Origin of the sequence: Hydrogenophaga sp. (assembly GCF_031426985.1) — a bacterium.
In the GTDB taxonomy this organism is placed as follows: domain Bacteria; phylum Pseudomonadota; class Gammaproteobacteria; order Burkholderiales; family Burkholderiaceae_C; genus Hydrogenophaga.
Genome location: NZ_JASJOY010000038.1, coordinates 1 through 22,265 on the forward strand (window position 1 = coordinate 1; position 22,265 = coordinate 22,265).

At 67.8% G+C, this 22,265-nt stretch carries 19 protein-coding genes; 12 read left to right on the top strand and 7 right to left on the bottom strand.

Going from position 1 to position 22,265, the window contains the following annotated elements:
- On the bottom strand, positions 1 to 1,171 hold a 1,171-nt coding region (locus RMP09_RS04755; RefSeq protein WP_310564853.1), incomplete at its 3' end, for a cytochrome D1 domain-containing protein.
- 232 nt (positions 1,172 to 1,403) lie between these two features.
- Between RMP09_RS04755 and cobA the strand changes: the two genes are divergently transcribed.
- The 8 genes from cobA to RMP09_RS04795 all read left to right on the top strand — a co-directional run bounded on the left by cobA (position 1,404) and on the right by RMP09_RS04795 (position 10,074).
- Positions 1,404 to 2,270, top strand: a complete 867-nt coding sequence (gene cobA, locus RMP09_RS04760; protein ID WP_310564854.1) for a uroporphyrinogen-III C-methyltransferase — start codon at positions 1,404 to 1,406, stop codon at positions 2,268 to 2,270.
- Between the two features lie 82 nt (positions 2,271 to 2,352).
- The gene (locus RMP09_RS04765) at positions 2,353 to 3,048 is read left to right on the top strand and encodes a substrate-binding domain-containing protein (protein WP_310564855.1); all 696 of its coding nucleotides are present in this window, start codon (positions 2,353 to 2,355) and stop codon (positions 3,046 to 3,048) included.
- A 195-nt stretch (positions 3,049 to 3,243) separates the two neighbouring features.
- Complete coding sequence (locus RMP09_RS04770; RefSeq protein WP_310564856.1) at positions 3,244 to 4,539, top strand: nitrate- and nitrite sensing domain-containing protein; 1,296 nt, start codon at positions 3,244 to 3,246, stop codon at positions 4,537 to 4,539.
- 355 nt (positions 4,540 to 4,894) lie between these two features.
- Positions 4,895 to 6,187 carry an ABC transporter substrate-binding protein gene (locus RMP09_RS04775; RefSeq protein WP_310564857.1) on the top strand — a complete coding sequence of 431 codons (1,293 nt, stop codon included), beginning with the start codon at positions 4,895 to 4,897 and terminating at the stop codon, positions 6,185 to 6,187.
- Between the two features lie 25 nt (positions 6,188 to 6,212).
- The gene (gene ntrB / locus RMP09_RS04780; RefSeq protein WP_310564858.1) at positions 6,213 to 7,127 is read left to right on the top strand and encodes a nitrate ABC transporter permease; all 915 of its coding nucleotides are present in this window, start codon (positions 6,213 to 6,215) and stop codon (positions 7,125 to 7,127) included.
- On the top strand, positions 7,124 to 7,924 hold the full coding sequence (locus RMP09_RS04785; RefSeq protein WP_310564859.1) for an ABC transporter ATP-binding protein: 801 nt from the start codon (positions 7,124 to 7,126) through the stop codon (positions 7,922 to 7,924). Before ntrB ends, RMP09_RS04785 begins: the two co-directional genes overlap by 4 nt.
- Before the next feature lie 270 nt (positions 7,925 to 8,194).
- Complete coding sequence (locus tag RMP09_RS04790) at positions 8,195 to 9,409, top strand: MFS transporter (protein ID WP_310564860.1); 1,215 nt, start codon at positions 8,195 to 8,197, stop codon at positions 9,407 to 9,409.
- Positions 9,410 to 9,771: 362 nt separating this feature from the next.
- Entirely contained in the window at positions 9,772 to 10,074 is a 303-nt protein-coding gene (locus tag RMP09_RS04795) for a hypothetical protein (protein WP_310564861.1), read from the top strand.
- 15 nt (positions 10,075 to 10,089) lie between these two features.
- On the opposite strand, the gene RMP09_RS04800 is transcribed toward RMP09_RS04795, so the two are convergent.
- The 4 genes from RMP09_RS04800 to xsc all read right to left on the bottom strand — a co-directional run bounded on the left by RMP09_RS04800 (position 10,090) and on the right by xsc (position 14,870).
- Complete coding sequence (locus tag RMP09_RS04800) at positions 10,090 to 10,854, bottom strand: sulfite exporter TauE/SafE family protein (RefSeq protein WP_310564862.1); 765 nt, start codon at positions 10,852 to 10,854, stop codon at positions 10,090 to 10,092.
- Positions 10,855 to 10,927: 73 nt separating this feature from the next.
- Positions 10,928 to 11,989, bottom strand: coding sequence for a YeiH family protein (locus RMP09_RS04805; RefSeq protein ID WP_310564863.1), 1,062 nt, complete (start codon positions 11,987 to 11,989; stop codon positions 10,928 to 10,930).
- Positions 11,986 to 12,966, bottom strand: a complete 981-nt coding sequence (locus RMP09_RS04810) for a bifunctional enoyl-CoA hydratase/phosphate acetyltransferase (protein WP_310564864.1) — start codon at positions 12,964 to 12,966, stop codon at positions 11,986 to 11,988. The genes RMP09_RS04805 and RMP09_RS04810 overlap by 4 nt, the downstream gene beginning before the upstream one ends.
- Before the next feature lie 86 nt (positions 12,967 to 13,052).
- Positions 13,053 to 14,870, bottom strand: coding sequence for a sulfoacetaldehyde acetyltransferase (gene xsc, locus RMP09_RS04815; protein ID WP_310564865.1), 1,818 nt, complete (start codon positions 14,868 to 14,870; stop codon positions 13,053 to 13,055).
- Between the two features lie 159 nt (positions 14,871 to 15,029).
- On the opposite strand from xsc, the gene RMP09_RS04820 reads away from it, so the two are divergent.
- From RMP09_RS04820 to RMP09_RS04835, 4 genes are read left to right on the top strand one after another with little or no spacing between them, the layout of a single operon-like run.
- Positions 15,030 to 15,866, top strand: coding sequence for an IclR family transcriptional regulator (locus RMP09_RS04820; protein WP_310564866.1), 837 nt, complete (start codon positions 15,030 to 15,032; stop codon positions 15,864 to 15,866).
- 35 nt (positions 15,867 to 15,901) lie between these two features.
- Positions 15,902 to 16,876, top strand: coding sequence for an AAA family ATPase (locus RMP09_RS04825; RefSeq protein ID WP_310564867.1), 975 nt, complete (start codon positions 15,902 to 15,904; stop codon positions 16,874 to 16,876).
- Between the two features lie 5 nt (positions 16,877 to 16,881).
- Positions 16,882 to 18,648 (top strand): cobaltochelatase CobT-related protein, encoded by a 1,767-nt coding sequence (locus RMP09_RS04830; RefSeq protein WP_310564868.1) that lies wholly within the window; start codon positions 16,882 to 16,884, stop codon positions 18,646 to 18,648.
- A 53-nt stretch (positions 18,649 to 18,701) separates the two neighbouring features.
- The gene (locus tag RMP09_RS04835) at positions 18,702 to 20,213 is read left to right on the top strand and encodes a PLP-dependent aminotransferase family protein (protein WP_310564869.1); all 1,512 of its coding nucleotides are present in this window, start codon (positions 18,702 to 18,704) and stop codon (positions 20,211 to 20,213) included.
- 39 nt (positions 20,214 to 20,252) lie between these two features.
- On the opposite strand, the gene RMP09_RS04840 is transcribed toward RMP09_RS04835, so the two are convergent.
- Positions 20,253 to 21,593 (bottom strand): TRAP transporter large permease, encoded by a 1,341-nt coding sequence (locus tag RMP09_RS04840; protein ID WP_310564870.1) that lies wholly within the window; start codon positions 21,591 to 21,593, stop codon positions 20,253 to 20,255.
- Between the two features lie 20 nt (positions 21,594 to 21,613).
- Complete coding sequence (locus RMP09_RS04845) at positions 21,614 to 22,165, bottom strand: TRAP transporter small permease (protein ID WP_310564871.1); 552 nt, start codon at positions 22,163 to 22,165, stop codon at positions 21,614 to 21,616.
- Between the last annotated feature and the right edge of the window lie 100 nt (positions 22,166 to 22,265).

The following is a 22,265-nucleotide window of genomic DNA, read 5'->3' on the forward strand; positions in this document are numbered from 1 at the left end:
CCAGCTTGACGAGCTTGTTGTCCTTGGCGTCCACCACGGCGATGGTGTTGCGCTGGTTGGCCGCGACCAGAAAGTAACGCTTAGTCGAATCCCAGCCGCCGTCATGCAGGAAGCGCTCGGTGCCGATGGCCGTGATCTTGAGGTTGTTGAGATCGCTGTAGTTCACCATCAGCGTCTGGCCGGTTTCCTTCACGTTCACCACGAACTCCGGGTGGAAGTGCGAGGCCACGATCGAGGCCACGCGCGGCTCGGGGTGATATTCCTGCGTGTCCACCGTCATGCCGCGGGTGGCGACGATCTTGAGCGGCTCGAGCGTGTCGCCGTTCATGATCGTGAACTGCGGCGGCCAGTAGGAACCGGCGATGGCGTACTTGTCCTCGTAACCCTTGTACTTGGAGGTATCCACCGAGCGCGCCTCGAGGCCGACCTTGATCTCGGCGACGTTGTCCGGCTTCTCCATCCACAGGTCGATGAGGTTGATCTTGGCGTCACGCCCGATGACGTACAGGTAGCGGCCGGACTGCGACAGGCGCGAGATGTGCACCGCGTAGCCGGTCTTGACGATGTTGATGATCTGCTTGGTGTCGCCGTCGATCAGCGCCACTTCACCGGTGTCCCGCAGCGTGGTGCTGAAGATGTTGGTGATGTTGTAGTTGTTCATCTTCTTCGTCGGCCGCTTCTCCGGCGGGACGATGACCTTCCAGGTGGCCTTCATGTCGGCCATGCTGTATTCGGGCGGCGTGGGCGCGTCGTGCTGGATGTAGCGCGCCATCAGGTCCACTTCCTTCTCGCTCATCTCGCCGCTGGTCTGCCAGTTGGGCATGCCGGCGGGCGAGCCGTAGGCGATGAAGACCTTGAGGTAGTCGGTGCCCTTGCTCTGGGTGATGTCGGGCGTCAGCGGCTTGCCGGTGGCGCCCTTGCGCAGCACACCGTGGCAACCGGCGCAGCGCTCGAAGTAAATCTTGCGCGCCTGGTCGAACTCGGCCTGCGTCATGGGCGGCGCCTTGGGGTTGCTCGCCTGGTACATCGGCTCATTGGCCAGGGGCGAACCGCCGGCCTGGTAATTGGCCTCTGGCTGGGTGAGATTCTTCTTGTCCTGGGCCTGGCTGGCGCCGGCGACCAACATCGCGGCCATGGCCAGCGAGGACAGGACGATCTGAGTGGCTTTCATGGGTTTTCTCTCTCCGATCGGATCAGCTGTGGAGGTGATCCGGCGCCCTCCCTGGGGCACCGGAACCGCTCGCCAGGCAGCTGTCCAAGGCCTTTGTGCGAGCTGGACGCATCGTCCGCCCGGGCCACCGCGCTGTCCTTGAACTGGTTCAAGGACGGGCACCGTTGTATTTCCAACAATGGGCACCAACACCACAGACGGCCCCACGCTGTCACCACAAGGAGTGCGCCCCATGAACCTGGTGAATCTCACGCCAGCGCTGACAGCCCCCCGTCCGTCGGGTGCGGCGGTGCCGCCGCCGGGCACCGTGACGCTGCTGGGCGCCGGCCCCGGCGACCCCGAGCTGCTGACCGTCAAAGCCGTCAAGGCGCTGCAGGCGGCCAGCCTGGTGCTGTACGACCACCTCGTCAGCCCCGCCGTGCTGGACCACCTCAGCCCCAGCGCCGAACGCATCTATGTCGGCAAGGAGAGTTCGCGCCACACCCTGCCGCAGGACGACATCATCGAACTCATGCTGCGGCTGGCGCGCAGCGGCCGCTCGCTGCTGCGCCTCAAGGGCGGTGACGGCTACATCTTCGGCCGCGGCGGCGAAGAGGCGCAGGCGCTGGCGGCCGAGGGCATTCCCTTCACCGTCATCCCCGGCCTCACGGCGGCGCAGGGGGCGGCCGCGTCGGTGGGCATTCCGCTCACCCACCGCGACCACGCCGCCTCGCTGGTGCTGGCCACCGGCCACCTGCGCGACGGCCAGGGCCTGGACATGGACTGGGCCATGCTCGCCCGCCCGCGCCAGACGGTGGTGCTCTACATGGGCGTGAACAACCTGCCCGAGATCTGCCGCCAGCTGGTGGCCCACGGCCTGCCGGGGGACACGCCGGCCGCGCTGGTGGAAAAAGCCACCCTGCCCGACGAGCGCTGCATCACGGGCACCGTGGCCGAGCTGCCCTCGCTGGCGCTGCGCCACCAGGTGCGCCCGCCGGCGCTGATCATGATCGGTTCGGTGGTCTCGGTGCGGGCACAGCTGATGCCCACCACCGCCCCAGCCGCCACCACCGCCGAGGCAGCGGACGAGGTCGACACCGCCCTCCATGCCGCGGCCTGATAACAGAAAGATGGCCCCGCCACGGGGCAGGCCGGCTGCGCTTTGATAGGCTGAGGGGTCCCCACCGAGCCCCCTCACCGCCATGCCCCAGACCACCCTGACCCTGATCTCTTCCATGGCCACCAAGGCCCTGCTGGCCGACCTGGTGGCCGCGTTCGCGCAGCAACAGCCGGGCACCACCGTCGCCGTCACCTCGGTCGGCGGCGTCGACGCCGCCAAGCGGGTGGTGGCCGGCGAGGCCTTCGACATCGTCGCCCTCGCGTCCGACGCCATCGCCCGGCTGGCCGCCAGCGGCCATGTGGTGGCCGACACCCGCGCGGACCTGGTGCATTCGGCCGTGGCCGTGGCCGTGCCGGCCGGCGCGCCGGTGCCCGACATCGGCACCGAAGCGGCGCTGAAAGCCGCTGTGCTGGCCGCACCCACGCTGGGCTATTCCACCGGGCCCAGCGGCGTGCAGCTGGCCGCGCTGTTCGAGCGCTGGGGCATCGCACAGCAGATCGCGCCGCGCATCGTCACCCCGCCGCCGGGCGTGTCGGTCGGCTCGCTGGTGGCCCGGGGCGAGGTGGCGCTGGGCTTCCAGCAGCTCAGCGAAATGATGGGCGTGCCCGGCATCCAGGTCATCGGCGGCCTGCCCGAGGCCGTACAGATCGTCACCACCTTCTCGGCCGCGCGCGCGTCGCTCAGCCAGCAGGCGGCGGCGGTGCAGGCCTTCCTCGATTTCGCGGCCAGCCCCGCCACCGCAGAACTCAAACAGCGCCACGGCATGATGCCGGCCTGAAGCCTGACGGGCTGACGGGCTGACTGGCTGACTGGCTGACTGGCCCCCACGCTCCGCCGCTGATGCGGGTCGCTGCCCCCCACGGGGGCTGGGCCTGCCTTGGGGCGGCCCGGCGCCGGATCGCAAAGCCCCCCCGCTCCGCCGCTGCGCGGGTCGCAACCCTCCCGCGGCACGAATGTTGCTGCCCTTCAGGGCATGAAATCGGCTCTGAGTTTCCTGATGGCGGCCAAGCGCTGCGAGATCGCGGGTCTGCGGCAACTGGCGCTGACCAGCGAGCTGGTCAACGCCGTGGCGCGGCTGGTGCACGCCCTGCAGCGCGAGCGCGGCATGTCCAACCTGTACCTGGGGTCACAAGGCCAGCGCTGGGCGGTGGAATGCCGCGAGCAGGTGATGCGCAGCCTGGCCCTGCAGACCAAGGTGCTGGCCTGCTTCGACCAGATGGACACCGAGGCCGCGCAGAGCGGCCACCGCGCCCGGCTGTTCGGCCGCATCGCCTACGCCCTGCAGGGGCTGACCGCCCTGCCCCGCCTGCGCGAGCGGGTGCAGGCCCAGAGCTGGTCGCCCGCGCAGGCCACGGCGGCCTACATCCGGCTGGTCAGTGCCCTGCTGGCGGTGGTGTTCGAAGCCGCCGACAGCGCCTGGGACCCGGGCATCTCGCGCCACCTGGTGGCCTTGTTCAACTTCATGCAGGGCAAGGAATTTGCCGGGCAGGAGCGCGCCACCGGTTCGGCCCTGTTCGCCGCCGGCCGCGCCCACGCCGACGACCAGCAGCGCCTGCTGCACCTGATCGAGTCGCAGGAACGCTGCCTGCAGGTGTTTGCCGACTTCGCGGGCGACCCGCTGCAGCAGGTCTGGCAGCTGGCCCAGCGGCCCGACATCCTCGCCAGCCTGGAACGGCTGCGCCGCATCCTGTGCACGGCGGCGGCCGGCGCCCCGCTGGACGCCGCCACCAGCCAGACCTGGTTCGACGCCTGTACCCGCCGCATCGACGCCATGAAAACGGTGGAAGACGCGCTGGCCGCGGAGCTGCTGGCGCTGTGCGGCAAGCGCGTGCGCGCCGCCGAGCTGGACCTGGCCGCGTTCGAGCGGCTGCAGCTCAGCGTGTCGGGCGCCGCGCCGGATGCCACCGACGAGGGGGCGGACTTTTTTGAGGACGCCCCCGGACAGGTGCCCCCGCTGCCGGTGACGCTGGCGCAGCCCGGCCAGCCCTACGGCCCGCAGGTGGAGCGGTCCATCCTGGAGCTGGTGCGCGACCAGGCCCAGCGCCTGCAACGCATGGGCGACGAGCTGGACACGGTGCGCGCCAGCCTGAACGAGCGCAAGACCATCGAGCGCGCCAAGGGCCTGCTGATGGCGCACCGCCACCTGAGCGAAGACGCCGCGCACAAGACCATGCGCCAGATGGCGATGAACCAGAACCGCCGCCTGATCGAGGTGGCCGAGGCCGTGCTGTCCATGGCCGAGGTGCTGCCCGAGCGCCCCTTCCTCTGAGCCACGGACGGTGGCGCGCGTTTGCTGCAGCGCACAAAGAGCGTGCCCGACAGCCGCCGCACCGGGCCGGTGCACCAAGACAGGGCCACACCCGCGCCGCCGCTCCCGCACACGGCCTGGCGGATTTTCCCTTTGAAATCAGCTGTCTTCAGACGGATCGCGTGCCAACCCGAGGGCTGGCACGCTCCCTGCATTAGGTCTTGCAAAGGGCGGGGGCCAATGGCGGTTCCCACCTGACACGTCTTCCCAGACACGGACAACGGCGTCCATTGCCGACCTGCCCTTGGCGCAGGTCACGCGATGGACGCCGTTGTGCTTTTGGGCCACCGATTTTTTGACCTTGAAGGAGTTGGACATGACCTCTGGCAACAGCAGCAGCACCACCCCCGCCACCGCGGCCTCCACCACGGCTGCGCCCGCCGCCGACACCGGCCGGCGCGACTTCATCAAGAAGGGGGCGGCCGCCGCCACCTTCTTCTCCACCCTGGGCCACAGCGGCGTCTGGGCCGCCGGCTCCGACGCGCCCGAGAAGGCCGAGGTCAAGATCGGCTTCATCCCCCTGACCGACTGCGCCAGCGTGGTGATGGCGGCCGAACTGGGCATCGACAAGAAGTACGGCGTGAAGATCGTGCCCAGCAAGGAAGCGAGCTGGCCCGGCGTGCGCGACAAGCTGGTCAACGGCGAACTGGACTTTGCCCACGTGCTCTACGGCCTGATCTACGGCGTGCAGATGGGCATCGGCGGACCCAAGAAGGACATGGCCGTCCTGATGAACCTCAACCGCAACGGCCAGGCGATCACGCTGTCCAAGAAGCTGGCCGACAAGGGCGCGGTGGACGGCGCCAGCCTGGCCAAGCTGATGGCCAGCGAGAAGCGCGAATACACCTTTGCCCAGACCTTCCCCACCGGCACCCACGCCATGTGGCTGTACTACTGGATGGCCGCGCACGGCATCAACCCGATGCAGGACGCCAAGGTCATCACCGTGCCGCCGCCGCAGATGGTGGCCAACATGCGCGTGGGCAACATGGACGGCTACTGCGTGGGCGAGCCCTGGAACCACCGCGCCATCATCGACGGCATCGGCATCACCGCGACCACCACGCAGGACATCTGGAAGGACCACCCCGAAAAGGTGCTGGGCACCACGGCCGAGTTCGTCAACAAGTACCCCAACACGGCGCGCGCCGTGACGGCCGCCATCCTTGAAGCCGGCAAGTGGATCGACGGCGGCCTGTCCAACAAGAACAAGATGGCCGAGACCATCGCCCAGCGAGCCTACGTCAACACCAGCGTGGACGCGATCAACCAGCGCATCCTGGGCCGCTACCAGAACGGCCTGGGCAAGACCTGGGACGACCCGAACTTCATGAAGTTCTACGACAACGGCGCCGCCACCTTCCCCTACCTGTCGGACGGCATGTGGTTCCTCACGCAGCACAAGCGCTGGGGCCTGCTCAAGAGCCACCCCGACTACCTGGCCGTGGCCAAGGCCGTCAACCGCATCGACATCTACAAGCAGGCCGCCACCGCCAGCAAGACGCCGCTGCCCGCGTCCGAGATGCGCAGCAGCAAGTTCGTGGACGGCGTGGTGTGGGATGGCAAGGACCCCGCGAAATACGCCGACAGTTTCAAAGTGAAAGCCTGATCGTTCCAACGCAAGGAGAACCACCATGGTTGCCGCTGTTTTTCATTCGCCGCTGGAGGCTCCGGCCCCCAGCCCCGCCTTGTCACCCCTGGCCAAAGCCATGACCGCACCCACCCCCAAGGCCGTCGCCGCACCGGCCCCCAAAAAACCGGCGCGCGACTTCCGCGGGTTCTGGATGGCGGTGCTGCCGCCGCTGATGGGCCTGGCCCTGCTGGTGCTGATCTGGCAGGCCATTGCCAGCACCAGCGACAGCGGCATCCCCAAGCCCGCCGAGACCTGGGCACAGGCGGTGCAGGTGTTCTCCGACCCGTTCTACCGCAACGGCCCCAACGACCAGGGCGTGGGCTGGAACGTGCTGGCCTCGCTGCAACGCGTGGCCATCGGCTTCGGCATGGCGGCGCTGGTGGGCATTCCTGCGGGCTTTGCCATCGGCCGCTCGGTGTTCCTCTCGCGCATGTTCAACCCGCTCATCAGCCTGCTGCGCCCGGTTTCGCCGCTGGCCTGGCTGCCGATCGGCCTGCTGGTGTTCAAGGGCGCCAACCCGGCCGCCATCTGGACCATCTTCATCTGCTCGATCTGGCCCATGGTCATCAACACCGCGGTCGGCGTGCAGCGCGTGCCGAGCGACTTCATGAACGTGGCGCGCGTGCTCAACCTGTCCGAATGGAAGATCTTCACCAAGATCCTGTTCCCCGCCGTGCTGCCCTACATGCTGACCGGCGTACGGCTGGCGGTGGGCACCGCCTGGCTGGTGATCGTGGCGGCCGAGATGCTGACCGGCGGCGTGGGCATCGGCTTCTGGGTCTGGGACGAGTGGAACAACCTCAACGTCTCCAGCATCATCATCGCCATCTTCGTGATCGGCATCGTCGGCCTGCTGCTGGAGTTCGCGCTCATCAAGCTGGCCTCTCTCTTCACCTTTGAGGAAGTGAAAGCATGAACACGAAGTACATCGACATCCAGGGCGTTGAACAGACCTTCAAGACCAAGAAGGGCCTGTTCCCCGCGCTCAGGGACATCCACCTCACCGTGGCCAAGGGCGAGTTCGTCGCGCTGATCGGCCACTCGGGCTGCGGCAAGTCCACGCTGCTGAACCTCATCGCCGGCCTGACCACGCCCACCAGCGGCGTGCTGCTGTGCGCCGACAAGGAGATCAACGGTCCCGGCCCCGAGCGCGCGGTGGTGTTCCAGAACCACTCCCTGCTGCCCTGGCTGACCTGCTTCGAGAACATCCACCTCGCGGTCGAGCGCGTGTTCGGCTCGACCGAAAACAAGGCGCAGCTCAAAGCACGCACCGAAGCCGCGCTGGCCCTGGTCGGCCTCACGGCCGCCGCGCAGAAGCGCCCCGGCGAAATCTCCGGCGGCATGAAGCAGCGCGTGGGCATCGCCCGCGCCCTGTCGATGGAACCCAAGGTGCTGCTGATGGACGAGCCCTTCGGCGCGCTCGATGCGCTGACCCGTGCCAAGCTGCAGGACGAACTGCTGGAGATCGTCGCCAAGACCCAGGCCACCGTGGTCATGGTGACGCACGACGTGGACGAGGCCGTGCTGCTGTCCGACAAGATCGTGATGATGACCAACGGCCCGGCCGCCACCATCGGCGAAGTCCTGAGCGTCGAACTGCCGCGCCCGCGCCACCGCGTGGCCCTGGCCGACGACCCGCAGTACCAGCACTACCGCAAGGCCGTGATCGATTTCCTCTACACGCGCCAGGGGCACGTCGAGAAAGCTGCCTGACGGACCACCCCGGTCGTCCACCAAAAAGGGGCGCACCCGGCTGGGTGCGCCCCTTTTTTCGCGCGAATCTCACAAACATGGTGCATTGCACAAGACTTCGGTGGGCACGGACTTTGCAATGAAGCTGCTGAAGGCTGACGAAGGCCTTCCCCCTCTGCGCACCACCGCGACTGCGGTGTACACGCGCCATTGCGACCGCACCCGCCAGCGCCGGCGCCCCGTGGCCGCAATGACTTCATCCCCCAGACCGCCCCACAGCAGACCACCACCATGGCCGGATTCCGCACCTTCCTCAAAAGTGGCCACACGCCCACGCTGTTCGCCGCCTTTTTCTACCTGATGTTCTCCTTCGTCATCTGGGTGATGAACGGCGCCATGGCCCCCTTCATCAGCGAGGAGTTCAACCTCACGCCGGCGCAGAAGGGCCTGCTGCTGTCCATCCCCATCGTGGCCGGCGCCATCATGCGGTTCCCCCTCGGCCTGCTGGCGCAGTACGTGGGTCGCAAGACCGCCACCCTGGTGGAGCTGAGCCTGATCACGGTCACCATGGCCTTCGGCTACTTCTTCGTGCACAGCTACGACGACCTGCTGAAGATGGCACTGCTGCTGGGCGTGGCCGGTGCCAGTTTCGGCGTGGCCATGTCGCTGGGCTCGGGCTGGTACCCGCCCAAATACAAGGGCCTGGCCATGGGCCTGGTGGGCGCCGGCAACGTGGGCACCGCCGTGGCGGCGCTGCTCGCCCCACCGCTGGCGCAGGCCTACGGCTGGCAGACCGTCTACGGCTTCGCGGCGCTCGCCTCGTTCGTGCCCATGCTGGTGGTGGCCTTCATGGCCAAGGAACCGCCCGACCGCGACGAGCACGCCAACATGAAGGACCACCTGGCCTGCCTGCTGGAAAAAGACGGCTGGGTCTTCAGCCTGATCTACGTCGTCACCTTCGGCGGCTTCATCGGCATCACCACCTTTTTGCCCACCTACTACCACGACCAGTTCGGCGTGAGCAAGGTGCAGGCCGGCCAGCTCACCATGCTCGCCGCCTTCATGGGCGCGGCGGTGCGCGTGTTCGGCGGCTGGATCTCCGACCACTGGGGCGGCGTCAACACGCTGACCGTGGTGCTGGTGGTGGTGGCCGTGGCGCTGGTCGGCGTGGGCCTGTCGTCGCAGTCCATCGTGCTGACCACGCTGCTGCTGATCCTGTGCTTTGCCGCGCTGGGCGCGGGCAACGGCGCGCTGTTCCAGCTGGTGCCGCTGCGCTGGCCCACCTCCACCGCCGTGGCCGGTTCCATGATCGGCGAGATCGGTGCCCTGGGCGGCGGCCTGGTGCCCATGCTCATGGGCCAGTCCAAACAGAACACCGACAGCTTCCTCACCGGCTTCGTCGTGCTGGCCGTGTTCTCGCTGCTGATGCTGGGCGTGATGCGCAAGATGCAGGTGCGCTGGACCCGGACCTGGGCAGAAAAGGGCGGCCGCGCACGCAGTGCGTGAGCTGCGCAGCAGACGGGTGCGAAGCGCCTGGCCGGACTTTGTGCACAAGCAAAAAAGGTGGCCGCGCACGCAGTGCGTGAGCTGCGCAGCAGACAGGAGCGAAGCACCTGGCCGGACTTTGTGCACAAGCAAAAAAGGTGGCCGCGCACGCAGTGCGTGAGCTGCGCAGCAGACAGGAGCGAAGCACCTGGCCGGACTTTGTGCACAAGCAAAAAAGGTGGCCGCGCACGCAGTGCGTGATCTGCGCAGCAGACCGGTGCGCAGCGCGGTTTTTCGCCACCCGAACGGGATTTGGGCGCAATATCCTGCGAGGCGCCCAGAGGGCCGTGCATCGCCGGCCACCGCCCACCCAGGAGGTCCCCATGTCCGAAACCTTGCCACCGACCGACGGACGCACACCCACCGGCCCCATGCGGGGCGACGAACCCGCGCTGAGCAACGCCGAACTGGTGCAGTTGCGGGTGCGGGTCATCGCGCTGGAAAACATGATGGTTGCCCTGCTCGCCAATGCCTCCCCGCAGCAGAAGGCACTGGCCCGGGAAATGGCCACCTACATCTCGCCGCGGGAGGGTTACACGCCGCACCCGCTCACCCGGCACGCGGCGGGCCAGATGAACCATCTGGTGGACCGCGCTCACCGCTACCCGCCGGAAGCGGCCAGCTGATCCCGGCCGCAACGGCTACCAGGCGGTGGCGATCAGGCTGGCGCCGGCCATCAGCAGCAGGCCGGCGGCCACCCTGGAAATCGCCACCGAAGAGAGCTTGAGCGGGTACCGCCGGTTGCCGCGCGTGACCAGGAACACCAGGGGCACGGCCATGAGGGCATAGACGAGCGATGCCGGCGTGAACTGCCCCGAGACCAGCACGATGCCCAGCCGCACCAGCTGGCTCAGGCCGAACATCACCAGCAGCGCCTGACGGATCACCGGCAGGCTCAGGGGCTGGCGGTAGAGCTTGTAGACCAGCGGCGGCCCCGCGGTGGAGAACATGCCCCCCATCAGGCCGGCGAGCAGACCGGTGAGCGCGAACGAACCGGGGGCATCGATCTCGGCTTTGGGCACGAACCGCACCACCAGCAAGGCGGCCGAACCGATCACCGACACGCCCAGCGCCATCTTGAGCAGGTACAGCGCGCTGTCACTGAGCCAGAACAACAGCGCCAGCCCCGCCGCCACGCCCACCAGGCTGGGCCAGATCGCGGGGCGGATCACACGCCAGTCGTCGGTGAGCGGGTATTCGCGGAAGTGGATGACGGTCTGGCTCAGGGTGATGAGGGTCACGGCGTTGGCCGCGACCCCCACCGGGATCAGGTCGAACACCCCGACCAGCGCCAGGAAGATCAGGCCGAAGGCAAAACCGGTCAGGGTCTGCACGTAGGACGCCAGGGTGATGCACAGCAGCACACCGAGGGTGCCCCAGAGCGGCAGGGAAGCCAGCGTCGTCATGGTGAAGCCAAGCCTTCAAACGAAGCCCTCGCCTCGGGTCGGAGCGCCCGACCCCGCAGGGTCGGGCGGGTGGTCAGAAAAGTCCGTGCTGGCGCGCGAACAGGGCGACGAGCACAAAGGCCGCCATCCACACCGTTTCTACCAGCAACAGGGTGAAGGGCCGCCAGCCGGCCTCGGCCAGTTGCTGGAACGAGGTCTTGATGCCCAGGGCCGCGATCGCCACCACCAGGCACAGGCGGGAGAAATCGCTCAACGCCGTGCCCACCGCGGACGGCACAAAACCCAGCGAGTTGACGGCCACCAGGATCACGAAGACCCAGAGAAACCAGGGCACCAGCGGCTGCTTGGCGGTGACGGCCTTCCCACCGTTGGCGGCAATCTCGCGTTCGGCCTGCTCGCGCTCGCTCTTGAACATGGCAGAGACCGCCACCACCACCACCGCCAGCATGGAGACGCGAAACAGCTTGACGATGGTCGCGTAGTCGCCGGTCGGGTGGTCGATCATGTAGCCCGCGCCGACCACCTGCGCCACGTCGTGGATGGTGCCGCCCAGGAACAGGCCGGCCAGTTCCGGCGGCAGGTTCAGGGCGCGCGCGATCAGCGGGTAGGCCACCATGGCCACGGTGGACAGCACCGTGACCGTGACCACCACCATCAGGGTGAAGCGTTCGCTCTCCTTGGTGCGCGGCAGCACCGAAGAGATCGCCAGCGCGGCCGAGGCGCCGCAGATCGCCACCGCCCCGCCGGACAGCGTGCCCTGGGCGCGGTTGAGCCCCAGCCGCTTGCCCAGGAAGTAGCCGACCAGCAGGGTCGTGACGACGGCGGCCACCACGATCGCCGCGGTCGTCCAGCCCAGCCCGGCGATCTGCGAGGCGGTGATGCGCGCGCCCAGCAGGCCCACGCCCAGGCGCAACACGTTGCGCGAGCAGAACTCGATCCCGGGTTTGGCCTTCGGGTCGGCGCTGAGGTAGTGGAAGGCCACGCCGAAGAACAGCGCATACAGCAGTTGGGGCCCCCCGTGCAGGGTAGAGACCAGGGTGGCCGCCATGGCCACCACACCGGCCAGCAGCGTGCCGGGCAGCACGTGCATGACGAACTTCGCGGGCTGCAGCCGGTCAAGGGCGATCGCGCTCATGCGGATGCTCCCTGGCGGGCCACCAGCACCGCGAGCGCACACGAGGTGATGCGCGCGGTGATCGAGTCGGAGCGGCTGGTCAGGATGACCGGCACCTTCATGCCCAGCACCAGGCCCGCGCACTCGGCGCCGGCCATGTAGACCAGCTGCTTGTAGACCATGTTGCCGGCCTCCAGGTTGGGCAGCAGCAGGATGTCGGGCCGGCCGGCGACCTCGGACACGATGCCCTTGTTGAGCGCCGAAACGCTGGAGATCGCGTTGTCGTAGGCCAGCGGACCGTCGAGCACGGCGCCGGTGATCTGGCCTCGGTCGGCCATCTTGCACAGGGCCGCGGCGTCCAGCGTGCTGGCGATGGCGGGGTTGATGTTCTCCACCGCCGACAGGATGGCCAGGCGGGGATTTGCGATGCCGATGGCGTGCGCGAAGTGGATCGCGTTCTGGGCGATGTCGCGTTTTTCCATCAGGCCGGGTTCGATGTTGACGACACAGTCGGTCAGCACCAGCGGCCGCGCCACACCGGGCACGTCGAGCACGAAGGCGTGGCTGGCGCGGGAGCTGCCGCGCAGCCCGGCGTCTCGCGCCACGGCGGCGCCCAGCAGCTCGTCGGTGTGCAGGCTGCCCTTCATCAGGGCGGCGGCCGTGCCGTCGCGGCACAGGGTGGCGGCGCGTGCGGCGGCGGCGCGCGGGTCGTCGGCCGTCTCGACCACTTCGCAGCCGGACAGGTCGAGCCCGCCCTGCAGGGCGGCCGCATCCATGCGGGCACGCGGGCCGACCAGGATCGGCACGATCAGGCCGGCGCGAGCGGCCTCGATGGCCGCGCCCAGCGAAGCGGCGTCACAGGGGTAGGCGATGGCCACGCGCATCGGGCCCAGGACCCGGGCGGCGTCGACCAGCGACTTCAAATGGGGGTGTGCAGGCGCGTTCACGGCCTGCGCCGGTGCGGTCTCGGGCGCCGGCGACATCACGGGAGCAGCCATGTGGCCTCCGCTTTCAAGGGGAAAAGGGGCACCGGTACCGCGCAGCGGACGCTGCGCGGTACAGGGGAGCTCAGGGACTCAGTCGATCAGACGTAGTCCTTGTACTTTTCGAGGAAGCGCACCGGCTTGGCCAGCGCGTCGCGGCGGAACGGGTCGCCCAGTTCGCGGGTGCACATGATCTCGATGACGCAGGTCTTGCCTTCGTTCATCTGCATGTCGGTCGCCTTCTTGAGGGCCGGGCCCACGTCTTCCAGGCGGTCGACCACGATGGCTTCGGCGCCCATGGCGCGGGCCATTTCGGACCAGCTCTCGTTTTCCAGCTCGGCGGCGACGAAGCGGCGGTTGTAGAAGTCGACCTGGTTCTTCTTCTCGGCGCCCCACTGGCGGTTGTGGAACACCACGGCCGTCACCGGGATGTCGTGGCGCACGGCGGTCAGGATCTCGACCATGCTCATGGCCCAGGCGCCGTCACCGGCGTAGGCGATGGCGGGGCGGTCCGGCGCGGCCAGCTTGGCACCGATCATGGTCGGCAGCGCGTAGCCGCAGTTGCCGAAGCTCATCGGGGCGAAGAAGCTGCGCGGCTCTTCGAAACGCAGGTAGCTGTTGGCGACCGAGTTGATGTTGCCGATGTCGGTCGACACCATGGCGCGCGGCGGCATCGCCTTTTCCAGTTCGCGCAACACCTGGCGCGGGTGCAGGTAGTCACCGCCGTTGAAGGTCTTCTCCTTCTTGTTCTCCTCGATCATGTCGAGGCTGAAGGCGTCCTTCTCGTGGGTCCACTCGTCGAGTTCCTTTTCCCAGGCGGCCTTCTCGCTGGCGATGGTCTGGGCGCGCTCGGCCTTGGTGGCGTCGCAGGCCAGGGTCTTGCCGCTCAGGCGCTTGGTGAGTTCCAGCGCGGTCGCCTTGGCGTCGCCGCAGATGCCGACCGAGATCTTCTTGACCAGACCCAGGTTGGTGTGGTCGGCCTCGACCTGGATGATCTTGGCGGTCTTGGGCCAGTAGTCCATGCCGTGCTGCGGCAGCGTGCCGAAGGGGCCCATGCGCGAACCCAGCGCGATCACCACGTCGGCCTGGGCGATCAGCTTCATGCCGGCCTTGGAGCCCTGGTAGCCCAGCGGGCCGGCCCACAGCGGGTGGCTGGCGGGGAAGGCGTCGTTGCGCAGGTAGCCGGTGACCACTGGCGCGCCCAGGCGCTCGGCCAGGGCCTTGCACTCTTCCACCGCGTTGCCCATGACCACGCCGCCGCCGGCCAGGATGACCGGGAACTTGGCCGTGGCCAGCAGTTCGGCGGCGGCGGCCAGGCTGGCTTCACCGCCGGCACCGCGGTCCACGCGCTGGGGCTTGGGAATCTCGCACTCGATCTCGCCGTAGAAGTAGTCGCGCGGGATGTTGAGCTGGGTCGGGCCGTTGTCGCTCATGGCGCGGTCGAAGCAGCGCGCCGTGTACTCGGCCATGCGCTTGGGGTGGGTCACATGGCCCTGGTACTTGGTGAACTCTTCGAACATGGGCAGCTGGTTGGCTTCCTGGAAGCCGCCCAGGCCGATGCCGGTGGTGCCGGTCTCGGGGGTGATGATGACCACCGGGCTGTGGGCCCAGTAGGCCGCCGCGATGGCGGTCACGCAGTTGCTGATGCCGGGGCCGTTCTGGCCGATGGTCACGCCGTGGCGACCCGAGACGCGGGCATAGCCGTCGGCCATGTGGGCCGCGCCCTGCTCGTGCACCACCGGGATCAGGCGGATGCCGGCGGGCGCGAAAATGTCCATCGCGTCCATGAAGGCCGAGCCCATGATGCCGAACATGTCGGTCACGCCGTTGGCCACCAGGGTTTCCACAAATGCCTCGGAAGGCGTCATCTTTTGCACGCCGCTGACGACGGTGCGGGTGTCGGTTGGGTTCTTGCTCATCGAGAGTCTCCTGCGGCGCTGGCCGGTGATGAAACGGTTAAATATGAAACGCTGCATTCCGTTTTTTGAAACGCATGGCGACTTTATGGCCTCTTTGCGTCATCGTCAACTGAAATCTCATTTTTCGGAACGTTTTTTGTCGTTTATTGAAAATCAGCTATGATCAAACCCATGAAAAGCGTCCCCGCTCCGGCCCAGGCTCCAACCGAAATCAACGGCGACACCCCCACGCTGCGCCTGTTCGCGCTGCTGGAAGTCGTCGCGTCCAAGGACCAGTTCTTCTCGCTGCAAGGCCTGGCCGAAGAGACCGGCATCCCCAAACCGACGCTGCACCGCATGCTCCAGCAGCTCGAAAGCGCCGGTCTGCTCGAACGCAGCGGCGACAGCCGCCAGTACGGCACCGGCGTGCGGCTGCGCAAGCTGGCCGAAAACCTGCTGCTCAACGACACCTTCCACGGCGCCCGCCACGGCGTGCTGCGCGCGCTGGTCAACGAGATCGGCGAGAGCTGCAACCTCACAGCGCTCAGCGGCAGCGAGGTGATGTACCTCGACCGGGTGGAGACGCCCGCGCCGCTGCGCTTCTATCTGCACTCGGGTTCGCGGGTGCCGGTGCATTGCTCGGCCAGCGGCAAGCTGTTCCTGGCCGGCATGACGCCGGCCCAGCGCCAGCGCCTGCTGGGCCATGCCCCGCTGGAGGCCTTCACGCCCAGGACCCTGACCCATCTGGAGGCGCTGGAAGAAGAGATCAAACAGGTCAAGCGCCAGGGCTTTGCGCTCGACAACGAAGAGTTTCTGCCCGGCCTGATGTGCGTGGCCGTGCTGGTGCCCAGCCCCGAAGGCCGCTCCAACCTCTGCGTGGCCGTGCAGGCGCCCATCATGCGGCTGACCCCCGACAAGGCGCTGGGCCTGCTGCCCGCGCTGCAACGCGCCGCCGACGCGCTCAGCCAGATCGAACACGACGCCACCGACACCCTTGACGACGGCACGCTCGACTGAGCCCGGCCGCCGCCCCACCTGAAAGACCCGACCCCATGTCCGAACTGAGTTCCCTGCGCCCGACCCAGACCGTTTCGGTTCGCGACGTTTTCGGGATCGACACCGACCTGCGGGTGCCGGCCTTCGCCGAGCGCGACGAGCACGTGCCCGAGATCGACAGCTGCTACCGCTTCAACCCGGCGGTCACGCTGGCGCTGCTGGCGGGCTTCAGCCGCGACCGCCGCGTCATGGTGCAAGGGCTGCACGGCACCGGCAAATCGACCCACATCGAGCAGGTCGCGGCACGGCTGAACTGGCCCTGTGTGCGGGTCAACCTCGACGGCCATGTGAGCCGGCTCGACCTGGTGGGCAAAGACGCGGTGGTGCTGCGCGAGGGCCAGCAGGTGACCGAGTTCCAGGAAGGCATCGTGCCCTGGTCGCTGCAGCGCCCGATGGCGCTGATCTTCGACGAGTACGACGCCGGCCGCCCCGACGTGATGTTCGTGATCCAGCGCATCCTGGAGCGCGACGGCCAGTTCACGCTGATGGACCAGAACCGGGTGCTGCGGCCCCACCCCTTCTTCCGGCTCTTCGCCACCGCCAACACCGTGGGCCAGGGCAACCTCAACGGCCTCTACCACGGCGCCCAGCGCCTGAACCACGCCCAGATCGACCGCTGGAACATCGTGGTCGCGCTCAACTACCTGGAGCGCCAGGAAGAAGTCGCCATCGTCACCGCCCGCGTGCCAACCTACGCCGACGCGGCGGGCCAGGACATGATCAACGCCATGGTGGCGGTGGCCGAGCTGACGCGCCAGGGCTTCCGGGTCGGCGACCTGTCGACGCTGATGTCGCCCCGCACCGTCATCACCTGGGCCGAGAACGTGGAGATCTTCCGCGACCCCGGCCTGGCGTTCCAGCTCTCGTTCGTCAACAAGTGCGACGAGTCCGAGCGCCCCATCGTCGCCGAGTACTTCCAGCGCTGCTTCCACCGCGAACTCGAAGCCTCGTTCGCCCACAGCGACGCCTGAGCCTCATGGTCGAGCCCCAGGCCACGGCCGGCGCGACGCGCCACCAGCAGCGCATCGACGACCTCTGCGCCGCGTCGATCCGGGCCCTGAGCGGCCAGGCCGGGCTGCATTTCCGCGGCCGGCGCCTGTTCCGGGACGACAAGGCCCTGCCCCCGTTCGCGCCGCACCTCAGCCCCAAGCCGGCGCTGGACGATTTCAGTTCGTTCCGCGGCGCCGCCGACGCGATGGCACTGCGCCTGCGCTGCGCCGATGCGCAGCTGCACGCGCGCCTGCGCCCGGCCGAGCCGATGGAGCGCATGCTGTTCGAGATGCTGGAGCAGTTCCGCGTCGAGGCGCTGGCGCCGGCCGACATGCCCGGCATGGCGCACAACCTGCGCCACCGCTTCGAAGCCTGGTCGATGGCGTTCTACAACAGCGGCCTGACCGAAACCGCCAAGGGCATGCTGCTGTACACGGTGGCGCAGATCACCCGCTCGCGCGTGACCGCGCAACCGGTGGTCGAGGCCACGGAAGACGCGATCGAAGCCACCCGCATGTCGATCGTGCGCAGCCTGGGCCACGACCTGGCCGGGCTGCGCCGCCAGCGCTTCGACCAGGCGGCGTACGCGCAGCACGCGCTGTCCATCGCCCGCCTGGTGGCGGGCATGCTGGCCGCCTACGACCTGGAACAGGTGGCGGGCGCCGACGACAGCGACACCGAACCCGACGACCACCCGCTGGACTTCAACCTCTGGATGGACTTCGACGGCGAAGACGGCGACGAGGGCTTCACCACCGCCAGCTCGGGCAGCAGCCGCACGCTGGCCGAATCGGGCGGCGTCTACCGGGTCTTCAGCGACGCCTTCGACACCGAGGCGCACGCCGACACCCTGGTGCGCACCACCCTGCTGCGGGACAACCGGGAACAGCTGGACCGACTGATCGAACGCCAGGGCCTGTCGGTGGCCCGGCTGGCGCGCGAGCTCAACGCGGTGCTCGCCACCCCGGTGCGCGACGGCTGGCTGCACGGCCAGGAAGAAGGCCACATCGACGGCCGCCACCTGAGCCAGCTGATCACCTCGCCCTCCGAACGCCGCCTGTTCCGCATCGAACAGCACGCCCCGGTCTGCGACAGCGCGGTGAGCTTTCTGATCGACTGCTCGGGCTCGATGCGCGAGCACATCGAGTCGGTGGCGATCCTGGTCGACGTGATGGCGCGGGCACTGGACCAGATCGGCGTGATCACCGAGGTGCTGGGCTTCACCACCAACGCCTGGAACGGCGGGCGGGCCCAGAAGGCCTGGCGCCGCGCCGGCCGGCCGCCCCACCCCGGCCGCCTCAACGAAGTCGCCCACCTGGTGTTCAAGGACAGCGACACGCCGTGGCGCCGCGCCCGCCCCGCCATGGGCGCGCTGCTCAAGAGCGACCTGTTCCGCGAAGGCGTGGACGGCGAGGCCGTCGCCTGGGCCGCGCAGCGCCTGGTGCAGCGCCACGACGGCCGGCGCCTGCTGCTGGTGATCTCCGACGGCAGCCCCACCGACGGCGCCACGGCGCTGGCCAACGACGCCCACTACCTCGATCACCACCTGTGCCAGGTGGTGGCCGGGCTGCAGGCGCAGGGCGAGGTCGAGGTCTACGGCATCGGCGTCGGCCTGGACCTCAGCCCCTACTACCGCCACAACCGCGCCCTCGATCTGTCGCACTCGGTCACCCAGGCGGTGCTGCGCGAGATCGTGGCCCTGATCGCGGCCGGCAACCGGCGCCCGGCACCGCAGGCCGTCACGGGACCTTGACGGACAATCCGGAACCGAGCCACCATTTCTCTGCACGCACAGAACAGACGCCCATGGTCCAACCCCTACAAGGCGCGATGTGGAAGCAGCTGCTGCAGCGCAGCGCCCGCGAAAACCTGACCCTGCAAGGTCGCATCCGGGAGATGCTGGTCTCGGCGATCCTGGACGGCCAGCTCAAGCCCGGCGCGCCGGTGCCGTCCAGCCGCGAACTCGCCACCGAGCTGGGTGTGGGCCGCATCACGGTGGTGCTGGCCTACCAGCAGCTGGCCGACGAGGGCTACCTCGAATCCCGTGAGCGCAAGGGCCATTTCGTCAGCGCGGCCCTGCTGGGTCAGCGCGCGCAGACGCGGACGGTGCCCGAGGACCTGCCCGACCAGCCCGCCATTGCCTGGAAGAAGCGGCTCTGCCAGCACCCCAGCCTGCAGCGCAGCATCGTCAAGCCCTTCAACTGGCAGAAGAGCCCCTACCCGTTCCTCTACGGCCAGTTCGACGAATCGCTGTTCCCCACCGCCGCCTGGCGCGAGTGCTGCCTCAAGGCGCTGAGCGTGCTGGACATCCGGGACTGGGCGCCCGACCAGATCACCCGCGACGACGAGTCCCTGGTGGAGCAGATCTGCACCCGCGTGCTGCCCCGGCGCGGCGTGTGGGCCACGCCCGACCAGCTCATCATCACCGTGGGCGCGCAGCACGCGCTCTACATGGTGGCCGACCTGCTGGTGCGCGAAGGCATCCGGGTCGGCATCGAAAACCCCGGCTACCCCGATGCGCGCAACATCTTCACCAGCCGCAACGCCGAAATCACGCCGCTGCCGGTGGACGACAACGGCCTGATCGTCCACGACGGCCTGCGCAAACACGACTACCTCTACACCACCCCCAGCCACCAGTGCCCGACCGGGGTGACCATGCCGCTGCACCGCCGCGAGGAGCTGTTGCGCCTGGCCAATGCCAGCAACCTGGTGATCATCGAAGACGATTACGAGAGCGAGAACAACTTCTCGGGCAATCCCATTCCGGCCCTCAAAAGCCTGGACCGCAACCACCGGGTCATCTACATCGGCAGCCTCTCCAAGAGCCTGGCGCCGGGTCTGCGCATCGGCTACATCGTCGCGGCGCCCGAGCTGATCACCGAGCTGCGCGCGTTGCGGCGGCTCATGCTCCGCCACCCCTCGTCCTTCATCCAGCGCAGCCTCTCGCTGTTCATCTCGCTGGGCTACAACGACGCCCACCTCAAGCGGCTCGCCGAGGCACAAAAGGAACGCGGCACCCTGATGCTCGACGCACTGGCGCGCCGCGCCCCGCAGTGCAAAGTGACGCCGTTCGGCGGCGGGGGCTCCTGCTGGGTGCAACTGCCCGACAACGTCCACCCCTTTGAGCTGGCGCAGCGCGCGGCAGAGCGCGGCGTGCTGATCGAACCGGGGGACGTGTTTTTCCAGGCGGAAGACCCCCAGCGCCCATTCATCCGGCTGGGCTTTCAGTCCATCAATGCGCGGGTGATCGAAGAAGGCATCGCGACCCTGGCCGAGGTGATCACCGACATGCAAAACCGCCGTCCGCCGAACTGAATCGGCCGACGGCGGTTGTGCGGAGGCGACGGTCTCGACTCAATAACCAACCATGGACGGCAGCCAGAGCGAGATCTTGGGGAAGTAGGCGATCAGGAAGGTGGCGATGGTGCTCACGATCACGAAGGGCATCACCCGGACGACGATCTTCTCCACCGACTCGCCCCCGATACCCGAGGCCACGAACAGGTTCTCGCCCAGCGGCGGGGTCATGAACCCGATCGACAGGGTGCAGATCACCACGATGCCCACATGGGTCGGGTCGGCGCCCGTCATGTACATCACCGGCAGCAGCACCGGCACCAGGATCAGGATGGCCGCCAGCGTTTCCATGAACATGCCCACGAACAGCAGGAACACGATCACCATCGCCCAGATGATGTAGGGGTTGGAGGTCAGGCTGAGCATGGACTCGGCAATGTCGCTGGGGATGCGCTGCTCTACCAGCAGGCGGCCGAACGCGGTGGCGGTGAACAGGATCAGCAGCACGCGCCCGGTGATCCAGGTGGTGGTGCGCAGCGCCGTCTTGATCGCGCCCCAGCGCAGTTCGCGGTGCACGAACCAGCCGATGAACAGGGTGTAGAAGATGGCCACGATGGCCGACTCGGTGGGCGTGAAGATGCCCGCGTAGATGCCGCCCAGGATGATCAGCGGCGCCAGGATCGACCAGACCCCCCGCTTGAGCGCGGCGCGCAGTTCGTGGCCCGACCAGGTCTCCGACAGACCGCGGTAGCCGCTCTTCTTGGAGATGAAGTAGTTCATCACCAGCAGGCTGCCCGCCATCAGCAGGCCGGGCATCACGCCGGCGATGAACAGCTTGGGGATGGACAGGGACGCGAAGGTGCCGAACTTCTCCACCGCCTCGGGAGGCGGCTCCATGCCCAGCGCCGCGATGCCGAAGATCACCATCGGGATCGAGGGCGGGATGATGATGCCCAGCCCGCCCGACGCGGCGGTCACCGCCGAAGCGTAGGCCCGGTCGTAATTGCGCTTGGTCATGGCCGGAATCATCAGCATGCCCACGGCGGCGGTGGTGGCCGGGCCCGAGCCCGAGATCGCGCCGAAGAACAGGCAGGCCAGCACCGTCGCCACGCCCAGGCCACCGGTGATGGGGCCGGCCATGGTTTCGGCGATGTCGACCAGGCGCCGCGAAATGCCCGCGGCCTCCATCAGCGCACCGGCCAGCACGAAGGCCGGCAGGGCCATCAGCGGAAAGCTGCCGACCGAGTTGAAGGCGATCTGCACCAGGGCGATCGGGTCCTTGTCGAGCACCACGTAGGCGCCCATGGCCGCACCGCCCAGCGCCACCGTGATCGGCGCACCCAGCAACAGCAGCAGCGCGAAGCCGCCAAACAGGATTTCTGCAACGTACATGTCCATGAGGGGTCTCCAGTGCGGGCTCAGCGAACCGCCGCCGCGTCGTTGTTCTCTTGCATCTTCTTGATCTCGGCGGTTTCCGGATCCAGCAGCTCTTCGCCTTTCACCACGCTCAGGTAGGTGTTCCACAGCACACGGATCGACATCAGGGCAAACGCGATCGGGAGCACCATGTAGAAGTACTTCATCGGCAGGCCCAGCGTCTGGGACTTCCAGAACAGGTTCATGCGGTTGAACACGAAGTCGTAGCTGAGCCAGACGAAGTAGATGTTGAAGCCCACCCAGAGCAGGTCGGCCACGGTCATCAGCGTCTTGGCCAGCGCCTTCGGCATGAACTGCATGTGGAAGGTGACGCGGTTGTGGGCCGACATCTTGGCCGCCACGACAGAGCCGAGGTAGGCGAACCAGACAAACATGTAGGTGGAGAGCTCTTCGGACCAGGCGATGGAATAACCGAACAGCTGGCGCGCGACGATCTGCGCGAACAGCAGGATCACGAACAGCGCGAGCAGCCATTCGCACACCAGGGTCTCGATGTCGTTCAAAAAGGCCAGGGTTTTGCGCGCAAGCGTCATGGCAGTTACCTCAACAAGGGGCGCGCAGGGCACGCCAGAGCAGGCGCTTTCACAAGCGCAGGTCAACACAGAAGCCAAAAAAGGCGGCCACATCGTGTGG